The 18,819-nt window shown below is 70.0% G+C and carries 22 protein-coding genes and 1 pseudogene; 7 read left to right on the top strand and 16 right to left on the bottom strand.

Annotated elements, in window-relative coordinates; all coding sequences use genetic code 11:
- Positions 1 to 434 precede the first annotated feature (434 nt).
- Both ALMP_RS06550 and ALMP_RS06545 read left to right on the top strand, forming a co-directional pair.
- Positions 435 to 1,586 carry a bacterial transcriptional activator domain-containing protein gene (locus ALMP_RS06550; RefSeq protein ID WP_264925267.1) on the top strand — a complete coding sequence of 384 codons (1,152 nt, stop codon included), beginning with the start codon at positions 435 to 437 and terminating at the stop codon, positions 1,584 to 1,586.
- Positions 1,587 to 1,722: 136 nt separating this feature from the next.
- Positions 1,723 to 2,004 (top strand): HU family DNA-binding protein, encoded by a 282-nt coding sequence (locus tag ALMP_RS06545; protein WP_007490405.1) that lies wholly within the window; start codon positions 1,723 to 1,725, stop codon positions 2,002 to 2,004.
- 60 nt (positions 2,005 to 2,064) lie between these two features.
- Here the strand turns inward: ALMP_RS06545 and dndC are convergent, their stop codons facing one another.
- From dndC to ALMP_RS06480, 13 genes are all read right to left on the bottom strand, one after another.
- The gene (dndC, locus tag ALMP_RS06540) at positions 2,065 to 3,669 is read right to left on the bottom strand and encodes a DNA phosphorothioation system sulfurtransferase DndC (RefSeq protein WP_375803444.1); all 1,605 of its coding nucleotides are present in this window, start codon (positions 3,667 to 3,669) and stop codon (positions 2,065 to 2,067) included.
- 108 nt (positions 3,670 to 3,777) lie between these two features.
- Positions 3,778 to 4,623 carry a hypothetical protein gene (locus tag ALMP_RS06535; protein WP_264925266.1) on the bottom strand — a complete coding sequence of 282 codons (846 nt, stop codon included), beginning with the start codon at positions 4,621 to 4,623 and terminating at the stop codon, positions 3,778 to 3,780.
- Between the two features lie 51 nt (positions 4,624 to 4,674).
- Positions 4,675 to 5,112 carry a hypothetical protein gene (locus ALMP_RS06530; protein WP_264925265.1) on the bottom strand — a complete coding sequence of 146 codons (438 nt, stop codon included), beginning with the start codon at positions 5,110 to 5,112 and terminating at the stop codon, positions 4,675 to 4,677.
- Between the two features lie 34 nt (positions 5,113 to 5,146).
- Entirely contained in the window at positions 5,147 to 5,824 is a 678-nt protein-coding gene (locus ALMP_RS06525) for a GNAT family N-acetyltransferase (protein WP_264925264.1), read from the bottom strand.
- Between the two features lie 114 nt (positions 5,825 to 5,938).
- On the bottom strand, positions 5,939 to 6,571 hold the full coding sequence (locus ALMP_RS06520; RefSeq protein ID WP_264925263.1) for an RNA ligase family protein: 633 nt from the start codon (positions 6,569 to 6,571) through the stop codon (positions 5,939 to 5,941).
- Entirely contained in the window at positions 6,558 to 6,965 is a 408-nt protein-coding gene (locus ALMP_RS06515; protein ID WP_264925262.1) for a hypothetical protein, read from the bottom strand. The genes ALMP_RS06520 and ALMP_RS06515 overlap by 14 nt, the downstream gene beginning before the upstream one ends.
- 133 nt (positions 6,966 to 7,098) lie before the next feature.
- Entirely contained in the window at positions 7,099 to 7,425 is a 327-nt protein-coding gene (locus ALMP_RS06510; RefSeq protein WP_264925261.1) for a hypothetical protein, read from the bottom strand.
- A gap of 22 nt (positions 7,426 to 7,447) precedes the next feature.
- Entirely contained in the window at positions 7,448 to 7,837 is a 390-nt protein-coding gene (locus ALMP_RS06505; RefSeq protein WP_264925260.1) for a hypothetical protein, read from the bottom strand.
- 59 nt (positions 7,838 to 7,896) lie between these two features.
- The gene (locus tag ALMP_RS06500; RefSeq protein WP_264925259.1) at positions 7,897 to 8,379 is read right to left on the bottom strand and encodes a hypothetical protein; all 483 of its coding nucleotides are present in this window, start codon (positions 8,377 to 8,379) and stop codon (positions 7,897 to 7,899) included.
- A 92-nt stretch (positions 8,380 to 8,471) separates the two neighbouring features.
- Complete coding sequence (locus tag ALMP_RS06495; RefSeq protein WP_264925258.1) at positions 8,472 to 8,882, bottom strand: hypothetical protein; 411 nt, start codon at positions 8,880 to 8,882, stop codon at positions 8,472 to 8,474.
- Positions 8,872 to 9,129 (bottom strand): hypothetical protein, encoded by a 258-nt coding sequence (locus tag ALMP_RS06490; RefSeq protein WP_264925257.1) that lies wholly within the window; start codon positions 9,127 to 9,129, stop codon positions 8,872 to 8,874. The genes ALMP_RS06495 and ALMP_RS06490 overlap by 11 nt, the downstream gene beginning before the upstream one ends.
- Before the next feature lie 7 nt (positions 9,130 to 9,136).
- Entirely contained in the window at positions 9,137 to 9,403 is a 267-nt protein-coding gene (locus ALMP_RS06485; protein ID WP_264925256.1) for a hypothetical protein, read from the bottom strand.
- Complete coding sequence (locus ALMP_RS06480; RefSeq protein WP_264925255.1) at positions 9,400 to 9,579, bottom strand: hypothetical protein; 180 nt, start codon at positions 9,577 to 9,579, stop codon at positions 9,400 to 9,402. The genes ALMP_RS06485 and ALMP_RS06480 overlap by 4 nt, the downstream gene beginning before the upstream one ends.
- Before the next feature lie 315 nt (positions 9,580 to 9,894).
- Between ALMP_RS06480 and ALMP_RS06475 the strand changes: the two genes are divergently transcribed.
- From ALMP_RS06475 to ALMP_RS06460, 4 genes are all read left to right on the top strand, one after another.
- On the top strand, positions 9,895 to 11,832 hold the full coding sequence (locus ALMP_RS06475; RefSeq protein ID WP_264925254.1) for a hypothetical protein: 1,938 nt from the start codon (positions 9,895 to 9,897) through the stop codon (positions 11,830 to 11,832).
- An 88-nt stretch (positions 11,833 to 11,920) separates the two neighbouring features.
- Positions 11,921 to 12,280, top strand: coding sequence for a hypothetical protein (locus ALMP_RS06470; protein ID WP_264925253.1), 360 nt, complete (start codon positions 11,921 to 11,923; stop codon positions 12,278 to 12,280).
- 81 nt (positions 12,281 to 12,361) lie between these two features.
- Positions 12,362 to 12,814 carry a hypothetical protein gene (locus tag ALMP_RS06465; RefSeq protein WP_264925252.1) on the top strand — a complete coding sequence of 151 codons (453 nt, stop codon included), beginning with the start codon at positions 12,362 to 12,364 and terminating at the stop codon, positions 12,812 to 12,814.
- Positions 12,815 to 12,980: 166 nt separating this feature from the next.
- Positions 12,981 to 13,184, top strand: a complete 204-nt coding sequence (locus ALMP_RS06460) for an isochorismatase family protein (RefSeq protein WP_264925251.1) — start codon at positions 12,981 to 12,983, stop codon at positions 13,182 to 13,184.
- A gap of 257 nt (positions 13,185 to 13,441) precedes the next feature.
- Here the strand turns inward: ALMP_RS06460 and ALMP_RS06455 are convergent, their stop codons facing one another.
- Together ALMP_RS06455 and ALMP_RS06450 are read right to left on the bottom strand one after the other, a co-directional pair.
- Positions 13,442 to 14,575 carry a hypothetical protein gene (locus ALMP_RS06455; RefSeq protein WP_264925250.1) on the bottom strand — a complete coding sequence of 378 codons (1,134 nt, stop codon included), beginning with the start codon at positions 14,573 to 14,575 and terminating at the stop codon, positions 13,442 to 13,444.
- A 102-nt stretch (positions 14,576 to 14,677) separates the two neighbouring features.
- A complete protein-coding gene (locus tag ALMP_RS06450) occupies positions 14,678 to 16,207 on the bottom strand; it encodes a hypothetical protein (protein ID WP_264925249.1) in 1,530 nt (509 codons plus the stop codon).
- A 221-nt stretch (positions 16,208 to 16,428) separates the two neighbouring features.
- On the opposite strand from ALMP_RS06450, the gene ALMP_RS06445 reads away from it, so the two are divergent.
- Positions 16,429 to 16,695, top strand: coding sequence for a WhiB family transcriptional regulator (locus ALMP_RS06445; protein WP_375803445.1), 267 nt, complete (start codon positions 16,429 to 16,431; stop codon positions 16,693 to 16,695).
- A 132-nt stretch (positions 16,696 to 16,827) separates the two neighbouring features.
- Here the strand turns inward: ALMP_RS06445 and ALMP_RS06440 are convergent.
- Positions 16,828 to 18,612: pseudogene (locus ALMP_RS06440) on the bottom strand (RNB domain-containing ribonuclease).
- Positions 18,613 to 18,819 lie beyond the last annotated feature (207 nt).

The raw sequence follows: 18,819 nt of genomic DNA, 5'->3' as shown, positions 1-18,819 counted from the left end.
CAGCTCGGTAGCTCGCTGGGCTCATAACCCAGAGGTCGCAGGTTCAAATCCTGTCCCCGCTACTTCTCTCTCAGGCCCCGGCGCGTCAGCCGGGGCCTGAGTCGTCCGTGGCGCAGAAAAGCCGGACCTCCATGTCACACGGACACCACATTTCACGCCTCTATAGGCACGTAGATACCCGACCGGGTTCCTCGATGCCACGGAGGCGAGACATGCCCGCTGCTTCATCACCCATCCCCTGCTCGGCTTCACCGGCCGGCATCCCCGTGACGTCTTCGGCGCAAGGCGGTCGCGAGGCCTGTCCCGACGTGCCCGCCGTGGCGACGTGGAGCACCACCTGCACATCACCGGCCTGCTGAACCAAGCGCGCACCAGCAGTGGCCTCCGACAGCAGTGAACACCGCAGTCCAGCAAGGGATCTGATCTGGAGCATCATGACCACTCTCTCCGCGCTCCCCTCCACCGCCCCTGTGCCGGTCGACCGGAATCCCGAGTTCCTTCACCCGGGTTCCGTGTACCGCCTCGGGCAGATCACTCATCGACTTCTCCAGGAGGCCGAGACACTCGACGCCAACAGTCCGATCTCCGTCCTCGCCCGCTGGCGAGCGGCCGCCCTGGTTGTCATCCAGTCCCTCTGCCGGCCCGAGGACCCCGCATGGCAGATCCTTCGGCCCGAGGCGCCATGGACCATGCCGAGCACCGTCGACGGCGACGCGCGGGAGGAGATGTTCGCCGAGGGGTGGGCGATCACGTGCGGCGTGCTGGAAGGCCTGCTCCATGCGCTGCCGCTCCCAGAACATGACCGCCCGGAACCGGCAGAGCCTCCTGTTCCCGTCGAGCGGGAACAGGCCATCGACTGGGCCACGCTGCCCTTCCCCCAGCCGTCGGCCGGCATCTACCTGGTGTTGCTGGGGTCCCCCCAAGTGCACGGTGCCCGAGGCCGCGTCGAGACCCAGCGACTCTCGCGGCTGACCGAGTACGCGATCTGGCTCCACCTGAACCCCGGCACCGACCGGCACGCCATGGACGCAGCTCTGTGGCCGGAACAAGTGACGCGGGCGGACAGCCGCAACACGGCCATGAGCCGACTGCGGGCCTGGCTCGGAGTCGCCCACTTCCCCAAGTGGACGCAAGAGAGCGGGTACGTCCTCGCCCCGTCAGTCACCAGCGACTGGAGCCAGTTCCGCGCACTTGCTGCCCTGGGCGAGAGCGACGGCTCGCCGACCGGCACGCGATGCCTGCGCGCCGCCCTTCAGCTCGTCGAGGGCCCGCCCTTCGCCGATGCCGTACGCCCGGACTGGTACGGATGGGCGGCCCCCTATGTCCGGGAGATGACCGAGGCCATCGTGAGCGCGGCGCGGGAACTGGCCCACCGCTACCTCAAGGACGGTGACCTGCCGGGCTCGAGGTGGGCAGTCAAGCGCGGCTACCGGGCACTTCCGGGCGGACTCCAGCAGTTCAAAATCGCGGCTGAAGGAATCACCAATGCACATTCCGAACCCGACGGGCTACGCCAGCTCGCCGACCAGATGACGTACGCCCCCGTGCCCGACCCGCCAGCACACAAGCAGACGCTGCTCGGCTGAGTCAGTGGACTGTACAGATGTCGCCGCAGTGCACCGCCCCGCAGGCGGCGGGAGTGCTCGGTGGCGAATGCAAGGATTGACCGACCCGTCGCGCCGCTCCGCCGCGGTGCGATGTCACGAGATACGGAGATGCTGTATGAACCGAAGTGAGCTGATCGCCGCACTGTCCGACCGAGCCTCGGTGGCCCGCAAGGACGTCGATGCCGTGCTGACCGCTTTCGCCGAGACGGTCGGCGAGGTCGTCGCCAAGGGCGACGAGAAGGTCACCATCCCCGGCTTCCTGACCTTCGAGCGCACCCACCGCTCGGCGCGCACCGCGCGGAACCCGCAGACGGGCGAGCCGATCCAGATCCCGGCCGGCTACAGCGCGAAGGTCTCCGCCGGGTCCAAGCTCAAGGAAGCCGCCAAGGGGGCCTGAACAGCTCCGGCCGGCCTTCCCGGCGCCGGAGCCGCACGGCAAACGCCATGAGGTTCCGGCCTACGGGCCATCCAACGATGTGTCGGCCGGCACCAGTCCGGCGGCACGCAGGTCCGCGGCCAACGTCTCCGCCTCCGTAGGGGAACGCTCCTCCGGTGGCGGGGACGGCTGCAGCTCGCCGGCCGCGGGCAGGTCCCGCAACTCGGCCGTGTGCTGCTCCCGCCTGAGCGCGAAGTCGAGAGCGTCCTCCTCGTCCTCGAACGCGTACTTGCCGACGACCTTCTCCAGGGCGTCGAACAGACCCGCGCGGCGCGTCATCGTCCGGAAGACCCGCTCTACGCCCAGAAGTTCGCGGATCATCAGGAACTGCTGCTCGTCGTCCCCGCACACCTCGCGCAGGGTGTCGACCATCTCGGCACCGTTCACGGCCAGGGCGCTGTCCACCGGCGGGTCCGGATAGGGCTCACCGGTCGCAGACTGGTAGATGCCGGGAAGCGAGTCCTCGATCTCGTGCTTGACATACACCCACTCGTGCCGGATGGCCCGCAGCTCCTCCAAGGTGATCAAGGTCAGGTCCCGGACGTACTGCGGCCCGTTCGCCCGGATCCACGTCTGCGCCTCCAGAAGCCGGCGCAGCCACTCCTCACGGGCCTGCTGCAGATAGGCGCCGTGCACCAGCCGGCCCTTGAACGGATGAAGCCGCCCGCTCATTCGCCGGAAGTCCCTCAGTTCCCGGTCATCGTCCACGTCCAGGGCGTTACGCAGCTCCAGCAGCGGCAACATCCACTCCTTCTCCGCGTCATTGCTGATCATGGCCTGCATCGACTTGTCCTCGGAGACCAACGTGCAGGTCCAGCAGCCGAACCGGCTGTCGCCGCACGACGGCGTCGTGGAATCCACGACCAGCGGGCACTCGGCGTCCGGAGACGCCCCCTGGTACATGGTGAGCAAGTCCTTGTTGCTGTGCCCCCACGGGTTGGGATGCTGCATGAGCAGCTCCCACACCTCGTCATTGCTGAGGTCCTCGATCGGCGAGTACACCAGGGAGTTGGGCAGCGAACCGTTCGGGCTGAGACGGTCGCGCACCCTGCGCTTCTCGTGGCGGGCCATGGTCCGCGCCCGCGCCCGCGACTCGGCCTTGCGGGTGCCCAGCACCAAGATGACCTCGCCGAACGCGGCCACCACAGCGCGGATGAACGCATTCGAAGGCTTGATCTTCAAACGTTCTGTGCACCACCGGAACTTCGGCCTCGGCGCGGCGTAACCGCGGCCGATGAGGCACACCCAGAACGAGTCCTCGACCGCCGGCGTCAGCCGGTGCGCCTCGATCGGCAGACCCTGCTCTGCGGCTGCCCGCCGCATCGAGTCGAGCGAGGCGTTCACCCAGGCGGCGACCACCGGGTTCTCGACACCGGTGTCGGTGCTGATGACGTGCACCACCTTGGTGCGCTCGCCCGGAGGCAGGCCGGCCAGCGCCATCCACACGAGCATGAGGCACAGCGTCGAGTCCTTGCCGCCGCTGTAGCCCACCACCCAGGGCACCTGATCAGCCCGGTACAGATCGCGGATCTCTTCGAGGATGCCGGTGAGCCACTGGCCCATGGTCTGGCCGGCGAACGGCACGGCTCGGGTGGGGGAGAGGTCCAGGAGCACAGGAGGACGCATACGGAAGCCTTCGCGCAGAAGCCGGCCCGAACGGACTGCGGTCGTCCGTGCTGCCGGAGGAGAGTGGACGTGGGGCCGGGGCGCGGACAGCGCCCCGGCCGGTGCAGATCAGATGTCGGTGTGGAAGCGGCGCACGACGGCGCAGACACAGGCACCGAGCACCTCCAGGTCGTCGGCGTCGGACACGTCGTTCAGGTAGGTGCGGGACTCGTCGACGAGGTCGGCCGACACGTACAGGTGGCCCTCGGCGACAGCCAGGGTGTAGCCGGCGCCGGGGGTGTCCCGGTGCGCGATATGTGCGGCGACGCCCCACGGTGACGACGTTGCGCTCCAGCCGTCGCCGAGGAGCAGGGCGGCCGCCTCGCCGATGTCGCCGATGCTGAACCGCCGTGCGGTGCCCGCCGCGCTGTGCAGCACGGCGAACACGGTGGCCGCACCGCGCGCCCTGGTGATCTCGATGCACGGGGAGGAGATGACTCCTTCGTCGCTCGCCCACAGCACGGCGCGGCCTCCCTCCCAGCGGATGTCGGCCACCCCGGGGCGCGAGCCGTAGGAGACGGTGGCCCCGGTGATCTCGGCGGCGCGGGGAGCGAAGTGCCGGATCGCCGCCCGCGTCCGGGCCGTGCGGGCCTCAAGCTCGGTGACCAGCTCCTGCCAGGCGGGCATGATGTGGGAGCGGATCTCATCGGCGACCGGCCCCGGGTCCCCGATGACCCCTGATGCCTCTCCGCGGTAGTCCGAGCGCCTGCTCCAGACCAGATCTCCCCGCGGGCGGGTCGACACCGCCACCGGGGTGTGCGCCCGTACGGGTGCGGTGGTGCGGACGTCGAATTCGACGCCGGGGCCTTCGAGTACGGCGAACGTCGACGAGTCGGCGCTCGCCGCGCGCCACTGCGGCCCCAGGAGGTCAGCGAGTTGGGCGGCGTACTGAAGGGCATAGCGGGCGACGGGCACGAGAAGCTCCTGAAGAGGTGAGGCGGTGGAAGGGAGGGGCCGCGAGGGCGGCTACTGGTCCTTGAACGGGTGCCAGTGCGCTGCCGCACGGTGACGGAAGACGGCCGCCACGATCGCGGGCCAGTCCGTGTCCAGGTGTTCGCGGGGCGCGACGGGGCGGGCGTCCCAGTTCTGGGCCCCGGTGTCGTCGGCGAGGAATGCCTCGCGAAGGCATTCGCCACACACGCCGTCCACTGGGGCGGGGTAGTGCGGGTCGTCCTCGGCTACGAGGTCGGGGTGAAGCCGTAGGTGACGGGAAGCCGCCTCGAACAGCAGCCGGGGCCAGTTCACGGCCCCGGCCAGGCGCTGCACGATCGCTGCCGCGCCGTCGCGCATCTCGTGGTACGCGCTGGTGGGCATGGACTCGCATTCACGAGTCAGGCCGTTCCAGCGCTGGTTGCCGAGCGCGTCCTGGGTCAGGACACGCACGGCCGCTTCGTAGTTGGGCATGGGGTGGCTCTCGGAGGCGGTAGGAACGGCGAGGTCAGTAGCACAGCCCGGCGCCGTCGAACCAGGCATGCTCGGGCACCTGGCTGCCGGGCAAGACACCGGAGATGACGGGCGCGGGCGCGAACGCGACGTCGGCCAGGCGGACGTCGGGAGACAGCGGCTTGAGCGCGGTGAGCATGTCGAGGAAGTCCTGCCCGATGAAAGGGTGCGGGCTGGGGAGATTCATCAGGAGCGCCGGGTGCGACACGTAGCCCAGCCGCTCGTAGTAGGTCGCCAGCGACGGGGCGTGGATGAGCATGGACAGGCCCCAGCCGAGTGCTCGGTAGCGCTGCTCGGCCTGGCGGATCAACGCCCGGCCGATTCCGCGTCTGCGATAGCGCGGTGCGACAGCCACTCCGTGGATCATGGTGATCCGGTGCACCAGGTCCAGCAGCAGTGCGGAGTTCTGCAGCCCGGGATGCGCCACGAGCCACTCCGGCGGGCCGGCCACCAGCGCCCCGACGGCCTTGCCGCGCTGGTCCTCGGCGATGAGACAGAGGTCGAGCTGGTGGGACAGAGGCGGTTCCGGCGGGAGGCTCAAGGTGAGCCGGGCCGCGTGGAACGGCGAGGGGTGCTCGGGATCGGCGTGACGGATCAGCTCCATGAAGACCTCCACATCGCGCTGACCGGCGTCGCGGAGGCGGAACGGGGAACGGGAGCGTCGAGAAGACATTGCGGTGTCCTGAGAAGTGGCAGCGAAGCGGGCGCGGTGCGGCACCGGGAGAGACAGCGCGACCGATGCCGCAACCGATACCTCAACTCTACTGCGGTAAATCCAATTACGCAATCAATGATTGGCGGGCCATCGCGCTCCGGTCCGCACATGACCGCTGCGGACCCACTTGGCCACCCGCCCGGCGAACTCCCCTCGCGCGAAGCCCTGCGCGTCGCGCACCACGAACCCCTCGTCCCGCTCGACGTCCGTGCGCTGGTCGAAGGCTTCGCGTAGGCGCTGCGGCTCGTCCGGCCTCGGTCCGCGGGCCAGCAGCGGGACGGTGAGCAGACCGAGCATGTCCGCCCAGGCCACCGTCTCGTCCCACGGCAGGCAGACGTCACCGTCCCACACCGAGAAGACCATGAACGGCGGGAGCTCCCGCTCGTAGACGATCGAATGCGCAACGGTCAGGTCCTCACCGCACACCCGTACTCCCTGCGGGATCAGCGGACACACCGCTGCGGCGAAGGCCCGCATCCGGCTCTGCCACGGCCGGCTGCGCCCGGTCGGGAGCGCCCATACATACCGCCCGCGTGCAACGTCGTGTTTGCCCCGTCCATCTTGAGCGTGGTGACGAGCTCGCGCCCCGGCTCGGGAACGAAACTGGACCAGTCGCACCAGACGTCGTCGTCCGTCGCCCCCGGAGACCCCGGCAGATGAGGCGTACGCGGATACCTCGGCAGATCGGCGGTCACAGCGCGACATCCCAGTCACCCGGGCAGCCTCGCTCACGGGCGAGGGAGTACAACAGCGCGCGGTGAAAATCGGTGAGGTCGCCGGAGCGCCACAGCCCGCCGACACGGCCCGCGCCGAGCACTACCACGGGCCCGCGCAGCGGCCGGGCCAGGACCTGCCCGGTCGCGCGGCGAACGAAGGCGGTGGCCAGCTCGTTGGCCGGCAACGCCGTGCCGGAATCCGTGGCCGCCCGGCAGATCACTCGCAAAGCCGCGCCGTCGGCTGCCGCATACCGCACGAAGTGCGGTTCACCGCCCAGTTCATCGTGCAGCACCGCCCTCTTCAGGGCCCAGGGGCCGGGCACGGCAGTGTTCATCGTCGTGGAGTCGGCGTCGATGCGGACTCCGGACCGAGTGGTAGTCACGAGGGGTCTCCTTGAGGGTGATGGTGTTGTCGGAGCAGCGGTCAGACGGGGCCTGACTGTCGCGAGCGGGAGCGCCCAGGCTCTTCGGACGAGCCGAAGCGACCGCACGGGCGGGGTTCTCGGGGTGCTGGTCTTACTGCGTGGAACGCAGCCGTTCGTCCCAGCAGCAGGCATCGCCGACCCAGCCGCCGGTGTGCCGGTGCGCGGTGGCCAGCAAGACGTTCTCCCGGCAGAACATGCAGCTCGCCACCTCGGCGTCGATGTCGTGCTCCGCGAGGGTGTCGGCGATCTGTTCGTCCGTGGGGTAGCTGTCGAAGGACTCGTCCTCGGTGAGCACAGTGCTGTCACTGACGCGCACCAGGTCGAATGACCGGCCGACGTCGCCGTTCCAGACCAGTTCCAGGACGGCGTACTGCTCCCCGAGCACGGTGAACGGTGCGTGGCCGATTTCACGGATCACGATGCTTCCGGGGCGCGAGGAGTTACCCATGGTGGCGACCTTCCGATTTCTTCCTGGCGGGGGATGGGGTGTGGCCGGGCATGCCGGCCCAGGGGCTTCTGACCACGCGGCCGCGGGGTGTGAGCGTCCACACCTCGTCTGGTGCCTCGTCCTGCTGAGGAACGGGCTGCGCTGCCGTGCGTTTCCACACGAGCAGACAGGCACTGTGATCGGCGTCGGGGAAGTCCGCGGCAGGCCGGTCCGCCAGAGCGACGGTGCGGTTCACGCCGTCGTAGTACGTCGGGCCGTGCTGCCCGCGCACGCGCTGCTTGAGGGCCCACTCGGGGACGGCCTGGTTCGGGGCGAATTCCAAGGAACCGAGGCGCACCGGGCGCCTCTCGCGTGAGGGGACGAAGGCGAAGTAGACGGTCATGGGTCTGGATTCATCACGGGGTGCGGAATGCGGTGGGAGGGACGGGGCGGGCGGCCAGCTCAGAAGAGGATCTCCTGGCCCGCTGCCTCAAGGACTTCTGCACGGGAGGGGGCCGACGCCTCTGCAGGCGGTGCCGGTTCGAGGGCTCGGCGGGCCTGCAACTCGTCCGCGTTCGCCCGGCGGACCATCACCTCGTGCTTGTCGAGCCCTTCGAGGTCCTCCACCGTGTAGCCGACCGAGGGCTGTTCCAGGTGAGTCCGGAGCCTGACCAGTAGCGCACTCCAATCCGGACCGTACGCGCCGAGCACCGACACGACGACGCCGGACGGGTGCGCGGAGTCCCGGAGTGTGAAGCCCTCCGGCTGGGCGGAGGTAGGCAGATCCCTCACCTCGTACGCGGACAGCCGGTCGACGTCCAGAGCTGCCAGTGCCCGCGCGACCGTGTGACTGCGGGTGGGGCGCACAGCTACGCCCTGCGGCGTCGCTCCGGGCCTGCCGGGCGATCGGCCCGCGGTCGGCGAACTGCCAGGCTCTCGTGCCATGTGGGTTCCTCCTGATATTCGCAAGAGAGGTGGGCGCGGAAGGTGCCCGCCTCGTGGCGAGGTGCGGGCCGGCCCTGCGGCCCGGCGCCGTATCACCGAGCCTGGGCCGCATCCATGTCAGCGGCCGGATGGGTGGAACCTGGGCAGCCTTCGTGCTCCGCCGTACAGGCGTGGACACCCAGAATCGTGACGCCACCCTCCGCGGTGGCCAGGACGGCAAGGGCCTTGGCCAGCGCGACTCGGGCCGACTTCTGGTGAGTTCCACCGAACTGCAGATCGTCCCCGTGCTCCGCGATCATGTCGATGAGCTCTTCGCGTAGCGCATCGGTCCGTCCCGCTGACATACGGCTCTGTTCCTGGATGGCGAGGGGGACAAGGAAGCACAGGAAGTCGGCCAGTCCGCTGCGCAGACGAGGGTTCGGCAGAAGGGCGCGGTACGCCTCGTCGGTCTCATCACCGACGCGGACTACCCGCCCGAAGGGGCCATGGGCCTTAGAGGGCACGGTTGGCCTCCGCTCCGGCGGCGAGCACCTGGACGTCCAGGACGTCGAGTACTTCCGCCCGTCGGTGATGATCGATGGTGTCGGGCGTGCACGCGGCGTCGAGAACGCCCGGCTCAAGCTCCTCAAGGAGGTGCTGGGCCTCGGCGCGGCTCGGCGTGCGGTCGCCGGGCACTCGTACGGTGAGCGAGACGTCATGTACGGCGACAACGACAGCTTTCGTCCGGACAGTGATGGTCTGGTGGGTCATGTGGCTCTCAGTTCCTGGAGGTCTGGCGGTGCTGCGGAGAGCGCGGCCGCGACGAGCCGGCGCGCGAACCCATGCACCCGGCGTGCCGGCAGAAGCGGCTGGGGTCTGCGTCATCGGCCAGGGCCAGCGACTCGGTCTCCAGCCGTTGGGCGCGTCCGCATCCGGCCCAGGGAGCGGGGCCACTGCGGTAGACGACGGCGCGGTGCAGTTTGCCGCCGGGGGCGGCCTCGCCGACGACGGGACCCTGTCCCTCGATCAGGTATGCGGAACTCATTCCTCGATCTCCGTACGGTCCTCGCGGATCTCGGCAGCGGCAAGGCGCTCCTCGGCACGCTTGGCCATGCGGCGGGCGTTGCGGCGCTGGTTGCGCCGGTTCTCACCGCGACGGCGCGGGAAGGGCCGGGTCTCGTCGTGAAACCAGGGTCCGGTCCGGTAGTTGAGTACCGCCAAGGCTGCTCCAGTCCAGAGTCAAAGGGGGCCCGCCACCCCGCACCTTGAGGTCTCTGGGGTGGCGGTCATCGATCCCGCGGGTGCGGGCCGGGTGTGCCGCGTCCCGCACCGGTAAGGGCGGGATCGGCGAGGAGCGCCGACTTGGTGCCGCGCCCCGATTGCTAGCTATACATTACATGATGCAATCCAATTAAGCAATATAGGTTCGGTTGGTCGAGCACCACGCAAGAAAACGGCCCGCCACGTGTCACACGGACACCGCCCTTCACACCTCTATGGGCGACATCCGCTCTCTCCCCGGACGAAGGAGACTCGGTGCCCGACGACTTCACGGCTCCGCCCCGACGCGACGACCCGTTCGACTTCCCGGACTGGCCGCCGGGACCCTCCACCCTTGCGGCATGGCGGCAGTGGGTCACCCGCGAGCCCTACGACACGGCCCGACAGGAAATCCCCGACACCGGCCCGCTCATCCCCGAACCCACCACGTCCCAGACGCACGCCGAGGCCCGCATCCTGACCGCGCTCATCCGCGAGTACGGCATGCACCGGCCCGAGCTGACCGACGGCCCGTACGGGATCACCAGCATCACGCCCCGCACGGACGAGCTCACCATCCACATCGCCGACGGTGAACTCGAACGGTGGGCCCGTGCCCTCACAGCCGCAGGAATCGACATCCGTGCGGAAGCAGCCGCCCAGAACACCGGCACGGCGACCGCCGGCGTCACGCTCGCCATCAACGGCGCGCGCATCAACCTCGCCCCCGCCACGCCCTCTGCCTGGCACGACGCGGCCGACAGCGCAGCACAGCGCCCGGCCCCGCCCGCCAGCCACGATCACACCACCCCCGAGCACGAGCTGGCGACGCTGCTCTCTGCCACGCTGCGGCGCATCGGCCTGCTCTGGGACGTGGCCCACCGGCACTCCAGCGTGCACCTGATGCTCACCGAGCACGCCGGCAAGACCCGCCTTCTCGACGCCTCGGCAGGACGGCAGAGCCTGAGCGTCATCCCCCTGTGGCAGGCCCTCTCCATGCCCTTGCAGCTGTGGCCGGCCCGCCGCGCACCGCGCAGGGCGGACGCGGGAGCAGCCGTACTCGACGCCGTGAACGCCTTCAAGCCCCAGCCGACCGCCACCGACCCGGCAGAGTCCCTGTGCCATCTCATGGACATGGAGGCCACCGCGGTCACCCGGCGCGCGGCCACGCACGCGCTGAAGATCGCGCAGGCCGTCCTCGACGATCCGGCCCATACCTCGATCTGGGACGCCGGGGGCTGGATCGGCACCTGCCGTCGCTCAACGGCCCGCGGCGAATACTCCACCCACGAGGACCGCCTGGTGCCACCCGGAACGGAGCAGCTGCTCGACGCTCCCGGTATCGACCTCCTCGAACTCGGGACTCTGGCGCTGCGTGCCCAGTTGTCCCAGAAGGAACTGGACGACCTCCGGGGTCTGGAGAAGTACCAAGTCCCCCTGTGGTGGGGCGTGGACACGCTGATCGAACTGCTGAACTGGGCGCTGGCCGCAGCGACCAGCCCGCCCATCGTCGATGCTCAAGAACACCCCGCCCCCTGCCGCACGCTTCAGAGGGCGGCGCAAGAGGCCGCATCGCACATGATCGCTGTGCACGAAGCCATCGAAGGCGTCGGTGCGGCTGAACTCCGGCGCGAACACGACACGTGGCGCCTCTCGAAGCCGGATGCCATCGCCACCGACAGCGTTCCGACAATCGCGGACCTGATCCTCGCCGCCCACGCGCACGACGTGCTGGACTTCCGCGGGCTCGTCCAGGCACTGACCTACTTCAGCTACCGCGTCCACTCCACTGCCGGCCTTCCCGACGGACACCGCAGCCTCGAAGACGACGGGGACTTCCCCAACAGCTTCACCGGACACATCAGTACTTGGTACGGCCAGCCCTGCACCCTCGTCGGCGAAGAGGCCAACCACGCCGCCGTCGGCAGTGCCGCCTACCGCCGGCATCTGGCGGCACACCGCGCGGCCTTCGACCCCTTCGTCGAGTGCTACCTGGCCGCAGCCGACGAGATGCCGGGCGAGCACGACGTGGCCGAACGCCACCGCGCCGGGGCCCAGGCCCTTCGGACAGCAGATCTCGCCGCGCTGAGGGACCTCGATCCGCGGTGGCGGCCCGGCGGCAGCGACGAGTTCCTGAGCATCGTGGCGACCTTCCCACTGGAGGTGCACGAGGTCGAGTCCTGGGTCGACGACGTCTTCGGAGACGACGCCTGACCCGCACCGTGCCGGGGCGCCCAGGAGGGGGCCCCGGCACGGCGTCGGACGCGAGTCGATGTCAGCGCCAGCGGTTACGGTCACCTCCATGACAGCCGCACCTCAAGGTCCTCGCGCAGGCTGGATACTGCGCATCTCCGCCCGATCCGCCCCGACCGATGACCAGGCCTTCGAGCAGCAGCGCCAACTCCTATGCTCGGTAGCCGGATTCGATCCAGCCACCGCCCTGTGGACAGCCTTCATCGGCCAACTCGACGCCCGCGCACTGCAGATCCTGCAGAGCCTGTACGACGCGTCCAACAGATTCGGGACCGAGGTCCGCCTCGAACCCATCGACGCACCACCGGCATGGCAGGGCCCCACGTTCGCCGACGACAGTGACGTGGCGGCGATCATCACCGCGCGGTCCGACCAGGACCGTCCGCTGGGCCAGCTACCCACAGCCTGAAGGAAACCGCCCAGGGGCCGCGACTGCGAGCCCGAGGAGGCGGACGTGCCTCACACCACTGCACCCACCTAGGCTGACGGCATGTCGATGTACGACGGAGTCCCGCCCCACCGCCAAGAGCAGTTCGAACAGTTCATGGCGGCCTACGCCAACACCGCCACGGTGATGGACGCCGTGCGAACGTGGATCGACGAGATGCCCACCCCCAAAGGGCTTGCGGTCAACGAGATCACGGCGCCCCCACACGCCTGGCTCAGTGAGCGCACCGGTCTGACCGACGGGATGCTGGCGACCACGCTGATCGCCCTCTTTGCCTCTGGCGGCATACAGCCACACCCCCACAAACGAGATGTGTGGCTCTTGGCCGGCGAAGGGGAACTGGACCCCGAACCTGCACGCGAGCGCCTGCTGACCGCCCTGGACATCATCACCGCGTCCGGTCATCACATGACCCCTCTGCCGACGCAGCCACGCGGGAAGCGACGCCTGCTCGGACTGCTCACCCGCAAACGAAGCCATCGCAGACGCCCTTGAACGACGAAGCTGCGCCCCGTCGCGCTACGCGGACGGCACGATCCGACCTCTCCGGAGCAGCAGCCGGGAATCCCGAGCTGACGAAGTGCCCCGCTCGCAGGGCCTGGGACCGTTATGAACGGTGTGGCGCCCTGAACCCGTCTCGGAGACCGGCCACACTCGCACCATGACCCCTCCGGTCACGGGCACGGTCACCCAGGTGTGCTGCGTGTCCTCGGCCCGCGACGCGTTCACCCTCGGCTACCGAGTGGTGATGGTCGCCGACGTCGACGCGACCGGCCGCGATCGGGACCACAACGCCACGCTCTACTGCTCCTTCGGCGACGTACACCCCACCGCAGAGGTCCTCGACCTGATCGGCGCGGCCTGAGAGACCACCGTCAACATCCCGGACCTCGGCAGGGGTGAACACCTTGCGGGATGACAGACCAGATCCGACCTCGAGCTGGCCCCGCCTGAGCCGACCCTGGGGCGACGTCGGAACTGGATGCCCACCACGTGAATCTGTGGGTCGACCAACGGCCACTGGTCGCCATCCGTGAAACGGCCGCACGCCCCAGGGCACGCGCTGGCGCGATCCACAAAGCCCCGCGCCTAGGCACTGAACCGATCCCCAGCTCGGCCCGCTCACGCTTTCGCAGCGGGAGGCCGCAGGAGGATCCCGTGAGCTGCGGCCGTGTCTCCCGGCCGCAGAGTCCATGGCACGGACGGGATCTCGGCGAGCCATCCATCGGCCAGGAGTTGCTGGATGATGATGCCCCGTAGCGTCCGCGGCCAGCCCAGACTGGAACACAGCTGACCGTACGAGGGGCCGTGCCTGTGCCTGGCCCGGAACAAGGCGGTGGCCTGGGCAGCTTGAAGGCCGTGGCCGGGGTGATGCTCCTTCCAGGCGTCGTACGCGTCGCACAGGTGGCGCGGGGCCTTGCTGGTGTAGCGAGTGCTCGTGAACGCGGCCGCCACCTGGGCGCGCGGAACGCGGCAGACGGTGCAGCGCTCGACCGCTTCCGCGTTCTGCCGCACCGTCGGGCGGGCCTCTTGCTTCCACTGCGCCCATTCAGCCTTGGTGGTCCGTGCTGGCCGGGGGACCTTCCACGGGCCTTTGCGCGGTGGCGAGTCTTTCGGATCGGCCCGATGAGGCAGCCGTCCAACCACGTTCCGCATGGAGGAGTCGAGCCGGTAGCGGTCGCCGTCGAGATGGGCGAGGAAGCCGCTCGTCATCAGGCCGGGCAGGCAATCACGGCAGGGCTGCGGCAGGTCGTCCGGCAGCGTGCCGTTCAGGTGGTCGGAGGCGTGAGCCGCCAGGAACAGCGCGGCAAGCTGAGCAGCTGGCGAAGTCCCCGCGAGCGGGGGGACAGCCAGGGTGCGCGCGGTCCAGCCAGATACCCGCGACCGCGGGTCCTTCCCGAGGGGAAGTGGGTGGCCCTCGTCCGGTCCGACCGCCAGGGCCGGCACCGTCACTAGGGCCGGGGTGTCGGTGCTTGGGTCCAGAAGCAGGTCATGAAGCTGCCAGCCCAAGGCACGCAGATCAGCAACGGCCCGGTCCGCATCGTCCAGGCGAAGCGCCCGCACAGCGGCGGCCGTGATCCTCCCGGTACCGCCCCGCGCGGCCCGGATGGCGATGACCACGGCGAGCAGCTGGGCGTCAGGCGAGGACAGCGGCAGGGAAGCCGCGTAGGAAAGGAGACGACGGGCGGCATGCCCCTGCGGGATGGTCAGCAGGAAGGACGCTACCGGCGCCGGGTGTGCGGCATGCTTCGACATGATCGCCATTGTCTCCTGGAGGCCGGCTTGCCCGTCATCCCGCAGACGGCCGGGCCAAGACGGCCGTACCGTCACGGTGTTCGTTCGGACGGGCGCCGTGCCTCAAGCCGGGAGCGGACAGGTGAGCGGAAGCACGCGCTCCGTCAACTGCCCCCTGAGTTGGGTGTCGGTAAGGGCGGCCTCGGCGAGCCAGTCTGCTGTGGTCAGCTGGTCAACCAGGTGCTGCAGCTCGCCCGCGGCGATTGGGACCCAAGCAGTGAGAGCGTGCAAGGCGATGCCCTGGCCACCGGGACCGAGGCGTCCCGCGGCGTCGGTCTGGGTGGCCAGCGTCAGCGCGAGGAGCCGCGTGCCGGCGGTGGCCTTGGCCTTGCGGAGCTTCTTGTCCGAGATGACCTTCTGGGCCCAGCCGGAGAGCTTGGGCCGCATCTTCTTGCCGAACGTGAACGGGCCCGCATCGCCGTCGCGGGGGACCAGGGAGGGGATGGTGATCGGGGTGGGGTTCTCCGGACGGGAGGCGAGCAGGTCCCCGGCGGTGCCGGGCAGAGTGAGCCAGCCGCAGCCGGTCAGCTTCTCGACCAGGTCCTCCGGGTCGGTCAGACCCAGCGCATTGAGGTCCTGGCCGACGAGGTTGCCGGTGCCCTTGCGCGCAGTGCGCAGAGTCAGCATCAGCGTGAGCAGTCGTGCCTCGGAGCCGGGCAGCGGGCTGTGGTCGGCCACGTACGCGAGGACAGAGCGCGCGTGGTCCCCCTGTGTCGGTGCGGTCAGCAGGTGCGATAGGGCCGGCCCGTCGCTGCCCGCGATGCCGCCGGTGCGCTGCTGGTGCTGGAAGCGGGCGGCGGTAGCGGCCTGCTCGGCGCGCCGGGCCTCCAGCCGCAGGCTCGTGATGCCGCTGACGTCGGCCCAGGTGGTGAAGGCCTGTGCCTTGCGCTCGTGGAGGTCGGCGAGGAGCTTCAGGTCGGGCTCGGTGCGCTGCTGGTAGGCGCGGAAGAGGTCACCGAGTTCGACGAGCTCGTCCCGCAGGGCGACGGGCCGCAGATCGTGGGGGATGACACGCTGGGCGATCTTCGCTTGTGGCGGGCGGCGGCGTGCCGGGGCGGAGCGGGGAGCAGGCACCCCGGTCCCGGCTGCGGCCTGGCGGTCGGAGAACTGCGGCGTGCCCGCCCCCGGGGCTACGGGGGTTGGGGGTTCGCCGGTCTGGGGTCCGGGGGCTTGGGAGGTGGCTGCCGTCTTCGCGCCGGGTGTGGCGGCTGCGCACCGCGAGCAGCACTCCATGGCCTTCCACCAGCGTCCTTCCCGGTCGGTGATCACGGCCAGGACGACCGGGCCGCCGCATCGCCAGGGTTCGGCACGGGCATGCCGGCCGGTGTCCGGCAGATGGGTGTGGCAGCCGTCGGCTCTGCATGCGCAGTACGCGCCGGGCCTGGGGGCTGGGGCAGCGCGCAGATGCGCCTTGAGGTGGGCGACCGCCGCCGCACGGCCGGCGGCCGCGGACGGCAGACGCTGCTCGGCGCAGGCGGGGCGGCTGCACGAGATGCGTACCGCCGCACTGCCTCGGCCGACGGCATCCAGACGCACAGTCCACCGGCGCCCCGGCACCCGCTCGTCCAGCTCGCTCACCGCGGCCTGCGTCATCCTGCTCTTCCTCCCGTTCGTGTTCCCGACATCCCCCACGCCGATGGTGCGGGGCGGGGGGCCCACCGTACGCGGAATGGGCTCGGAGAGCGGTGAACTCGCCCTGCGCGCCTGCGATGCCTTGCAGACGCAGACCCCGACCACCGTGCCTAGGGGCGGCCCGGTCGACCTGACACGACAGCAGTGATCACGCGGCCTGCCGGGCTGCCGACCCTGAGGAACTGCTCGCCGACGGGGCGGGACAGAACAGGTCGAAGGCGATCTGCTTCGGATGCCCCGTGCGCACGGAATGCCTCGCCCACGCCCTCGACAACCGCGTCGAGCATGGCGTGTGGGGCGGCATAACCGGGCGCGAGCGGCGCGCCCTGCTGCGCCGTCGCCCGACAGTCACGTCCTGGCGGCGGCTACTGGACACCGCACGCCAGGAACACCGAGCCCACGTCGGGCGTGTTGCGGACCCTGGCGCGCGGTTGCCCGAGGCCAGTTGAGGGATCGCCCGGACGTCCTGGCCACGGCGCGGTCAGATTGTGCCTGACCAAGGAGCGGCACCGGCGGCCTGAGCCGGTGCAGCGGGCACTACGCCACGGTGGCTCGTGGCCTCCGCGGCGTCCTCGGCGGTGTTAGGCGTGCGATTCCGTGTGTGCGGCACGGATCTGTGTGAGCAGGCCGTCTGCCGCGTGCGCCTTGGCAGTTGCCTTCTTCGTCGCAGAAGCGGTGGCGGACAGGCTCTGACCGCCCATCTCGGCGTGTGCCGTGCACGAGAAGACCATCTGATGGCCGGGGCCGTCGCTGGACATTCCGTACTTCAGGCTGGTGATGACCCGGGTCTGCTCGAGTTCGTTGAGTACCGACACCGGGGAGCGGTCCTCAGCGGGCGGGAGGGCCTTCGCGGCGGGTGCGGCTTCGGTGCGGCCCCAGGCTGCAAGATCACGCGAGGGGTCGGGCAGGTCGGCCAGGCGGGCGAGCAGGCTCAGAGCGGCCTGGTGACGGGCTCCCTTCTTCGTGGAGGCCGAGCGCTCGGCACCGGTGACCTGGTCGTCGCCGGAGGTCCAGGAGGCCTGGGCACGGAAGGCGGCGTCGTGCCCCTTGCCCCGGGCCTCGACGGTGAACTCGGGCAGCTCGCACCCGTTGACCTGTGCGTGTACCGAGAGGACGGACACGGCCGTCTCCGGCGACGCCGCGATGGCTTGCAGGCACGCGACGCGGGCCGGCTCCCAACCGGCCCCGCCCGCGACGAGCAAGACGAGCTGCTGCTCCAGGGAGGTGAGCTTCTGGTCGGCGGCGCGTCGGGCGGCCTCGTCGACGAGCGAGGGCCCGGCGATCTGCTCCTTGCAGCCTCGCTTGAGGATGGCGTGGAAGGCCGCGCTGTCGAGCCTGGAGTAGTCGGCTGAGTCATCGGCTGCGGCGCGCCGTGTGCGGGAGTGCGTGACGGACTTCCTCGACTCGCTCTCGGCTTCTCGGTCCTGGCGCGCGCCGTCGTTCAGGGCCTGCGCGACGGCGTGGAGCTCGTCGGCGGAGTAGGGGCTGGCGGTCTTGTCGAGGTGGCTGAGGATGATCCGTTGCACCACCAGGTCGGCATAGCGCCGCAGCGGCGAGGTGCCGTGGAGGTAGCCGGGAAGGTTCAGGCCCCAGTGTCCGCCCATGAACGGCGCGTACTCGGCGGCCCTGAGGGTGCGTTGCTGCAGCGCTGCCAGCCGGGCGTCGGAGCGGGCGGTGAAGGCGAGGTCAAGGTCGTGGAGTAGGACGTCCCGGGGCGGGGCGACCTTGGAGGCGGAGTGGTTGCGGAAGAGCACCGGAAGGTCGCGTTCGGCAGCCCACCCGGCCAGCGCCGTGTTTGCGGCGATCATGCACTCCTGAACGATCACATAGGCGATGTTCCGTTAGAAGGATGCCAGCCGCACCACGGTGCCGTCCTCGTCGGTGGCCCAGCCGGACAGCAGGTCGTACAGGGCGAGTGCCCCGTGCTCCCGCCGGCGCGCGAGGAGAACTTCGCTCACCGCGGCGGCCTGGCGCAGACCGTCGTGCAGGGGGTGGTCGGAGTTGCGGACCGCGGCGGCGACCTCGGCGTGGTCCATGGCCAGGGCGCCGCGCACCGTGGCCCGCTCGACCTCGACGTGATTCACGGATCCGTCCCGGCCGATCTTCATGTGCACCGCCAACGCCGGGCATGCGCGCCCGGGTGCCAGTGTCAGGCGGTCTTCCACGGGCCGTGGAAGCATCTTGGCCCGGCCACGCCAGCCGCCGTAGGCCGACTCGCGCCGCCGCAGGGCCTCGCGGTCGGCGTCGCTGCCCAGGGCGACTCCGGAGGCGACGTCGGCGACATAGACCGTCAGCCGCCATCCGTCGCTCGTCGGACGGACCGCGATGGCGTCGTCGCGATCGACGGTGTCCTTGCTGTCGATCATGACCGGGTCGGTAAGAGCACCGACGGGCGAGCCGGCGGTGAACTGAACGCGGGACAAAAGAGGAGTTCCTTCCTGGGCCACACAGTGTCGTCGGGCGCCGGTGCAAGGCGGGCGCACCAACGAAGTCCTTCGCATGATGCCGAACGGCGGGCGCAGTTGGCCGGGCATCGGCAGAAGCGCGCCAGCCGGCGATCCTGACGAGGGACA

This window comes from Streptomyces sp. A012304, from assembly GCF_026008495.1.
Classification (GTDB): Bacteria; Actinomycetota; Actinomycetes; order Streptomycetales; family Streptomycetaceae; genus Streptomyces.
The sequence above is the reverse complement of the archived record's forward strand: the minus strand, read 5'-3'. Positions and strand labels throughout refer to the sequence as shown.

Coding starts and splice junctions, on each gene's coding strand:
- ALMP_RS06550 (WP_264925267.1), top strand. CDS start 435: ATGACCACTCTCTCCGCGCTCCCCTCCACCGCCCCTGTGCCGGTCGAC.
- ALMP_RS06545 (WP_007490405.1), top strand. CDS start 1,723: ATGAACCGAAGTGAGCTGATCGCCGCACTGTCCGACCGAGCCTCGGTG.
- dndC (WP_375803444.1), bottom strand. CDS start 3,669: ATGCGTCCTCCTGTGCTCCTGGACCTCTCCCCCACCCGAGCCGTGCCG.
- ALMP_RS06530 (WP_264925265.1), bottom strand. CDS start 5,112: ATGCCCAACTACGAAGCGGCCGTGCGTGTCCTGACCCAGGACGCGCTC.
- ALMP_RS06525 (WP_264925264.1), bottom strand. CDS start 5,824: ATGTCTTCTCGACGCTCCCGTTCCCCGTTCCGCCTCCGCGACGCCGGT.
- ALMP_RS06520 (WP_264925263.1), bottom strand. CDS start 6,571: ATGTCGCGCTGTGACCGCCGATCTGCCGAGGTATCCGCGTACGCCTCA.
- ALMP_RS06505 (WP_264925260.1), bottom strand. CDS start 7,837: ATGACCGTCTACTTCGCCTTCGTCCCCTCACGCGAGAGGCGCCCGGTG.
- ALMP_RS06500 (WP_264925259.1), bottom strand. CDS start 8,379: ATGGCACGAGAGCCTGGCAGTTCGCCGACCGCGGGCCGATCGCCCGGC.
- ALMP_RS06490 (WP_264925257.1), bottom strand. CDS start 9,129: ATGACCCACCAGACCATCACTGTCCGGACGAAAGCTGTCGTTGTCGCC.
- ALMP_RS06485 (WP_264925256.1), bottom strand. CDS start 9,403: ATGAGTTCCGCATACCTGATCGAGGGACAGGGTCCCGTCGTCGGCGAG.
- ALMP_RS06470 (WP_264925253.1), top strand. CDS start 11,921: ATGACAGCCGCACCTCAAGGTCCTCGCGCAGGCTGGATACTGCGCATC.
- ALMP_RS06465 (WP_264925252.1), top strand. CDS start 12,362: ATGTCGATGTACGACGGAGTCCCGCCCCACCGCCAAGAGCAGTTCGAA.
- ALMP_RS06460 (WP_264925251.1), top strand. CDS start 12,981: ATGACCCCTCCGGTCACGGGCACGGTCACCCAGGTGTGCTGCGTGTCC.
- ALMP_RS06455 (WP_264925250.1), bottom strand. CDS start 14,575: ATGTCGAAGCATGCCGCACACCCGGCGCCGGTAGCGTCCTTCCTGCTG.
- ALMP_RS06450 (WP_264925249.1), bottom strand. CDS start 16,207: ATGACGCAGGCCGCGGTGAGCGAGCTGGACGAGCGGGTGCCGGGGCGC.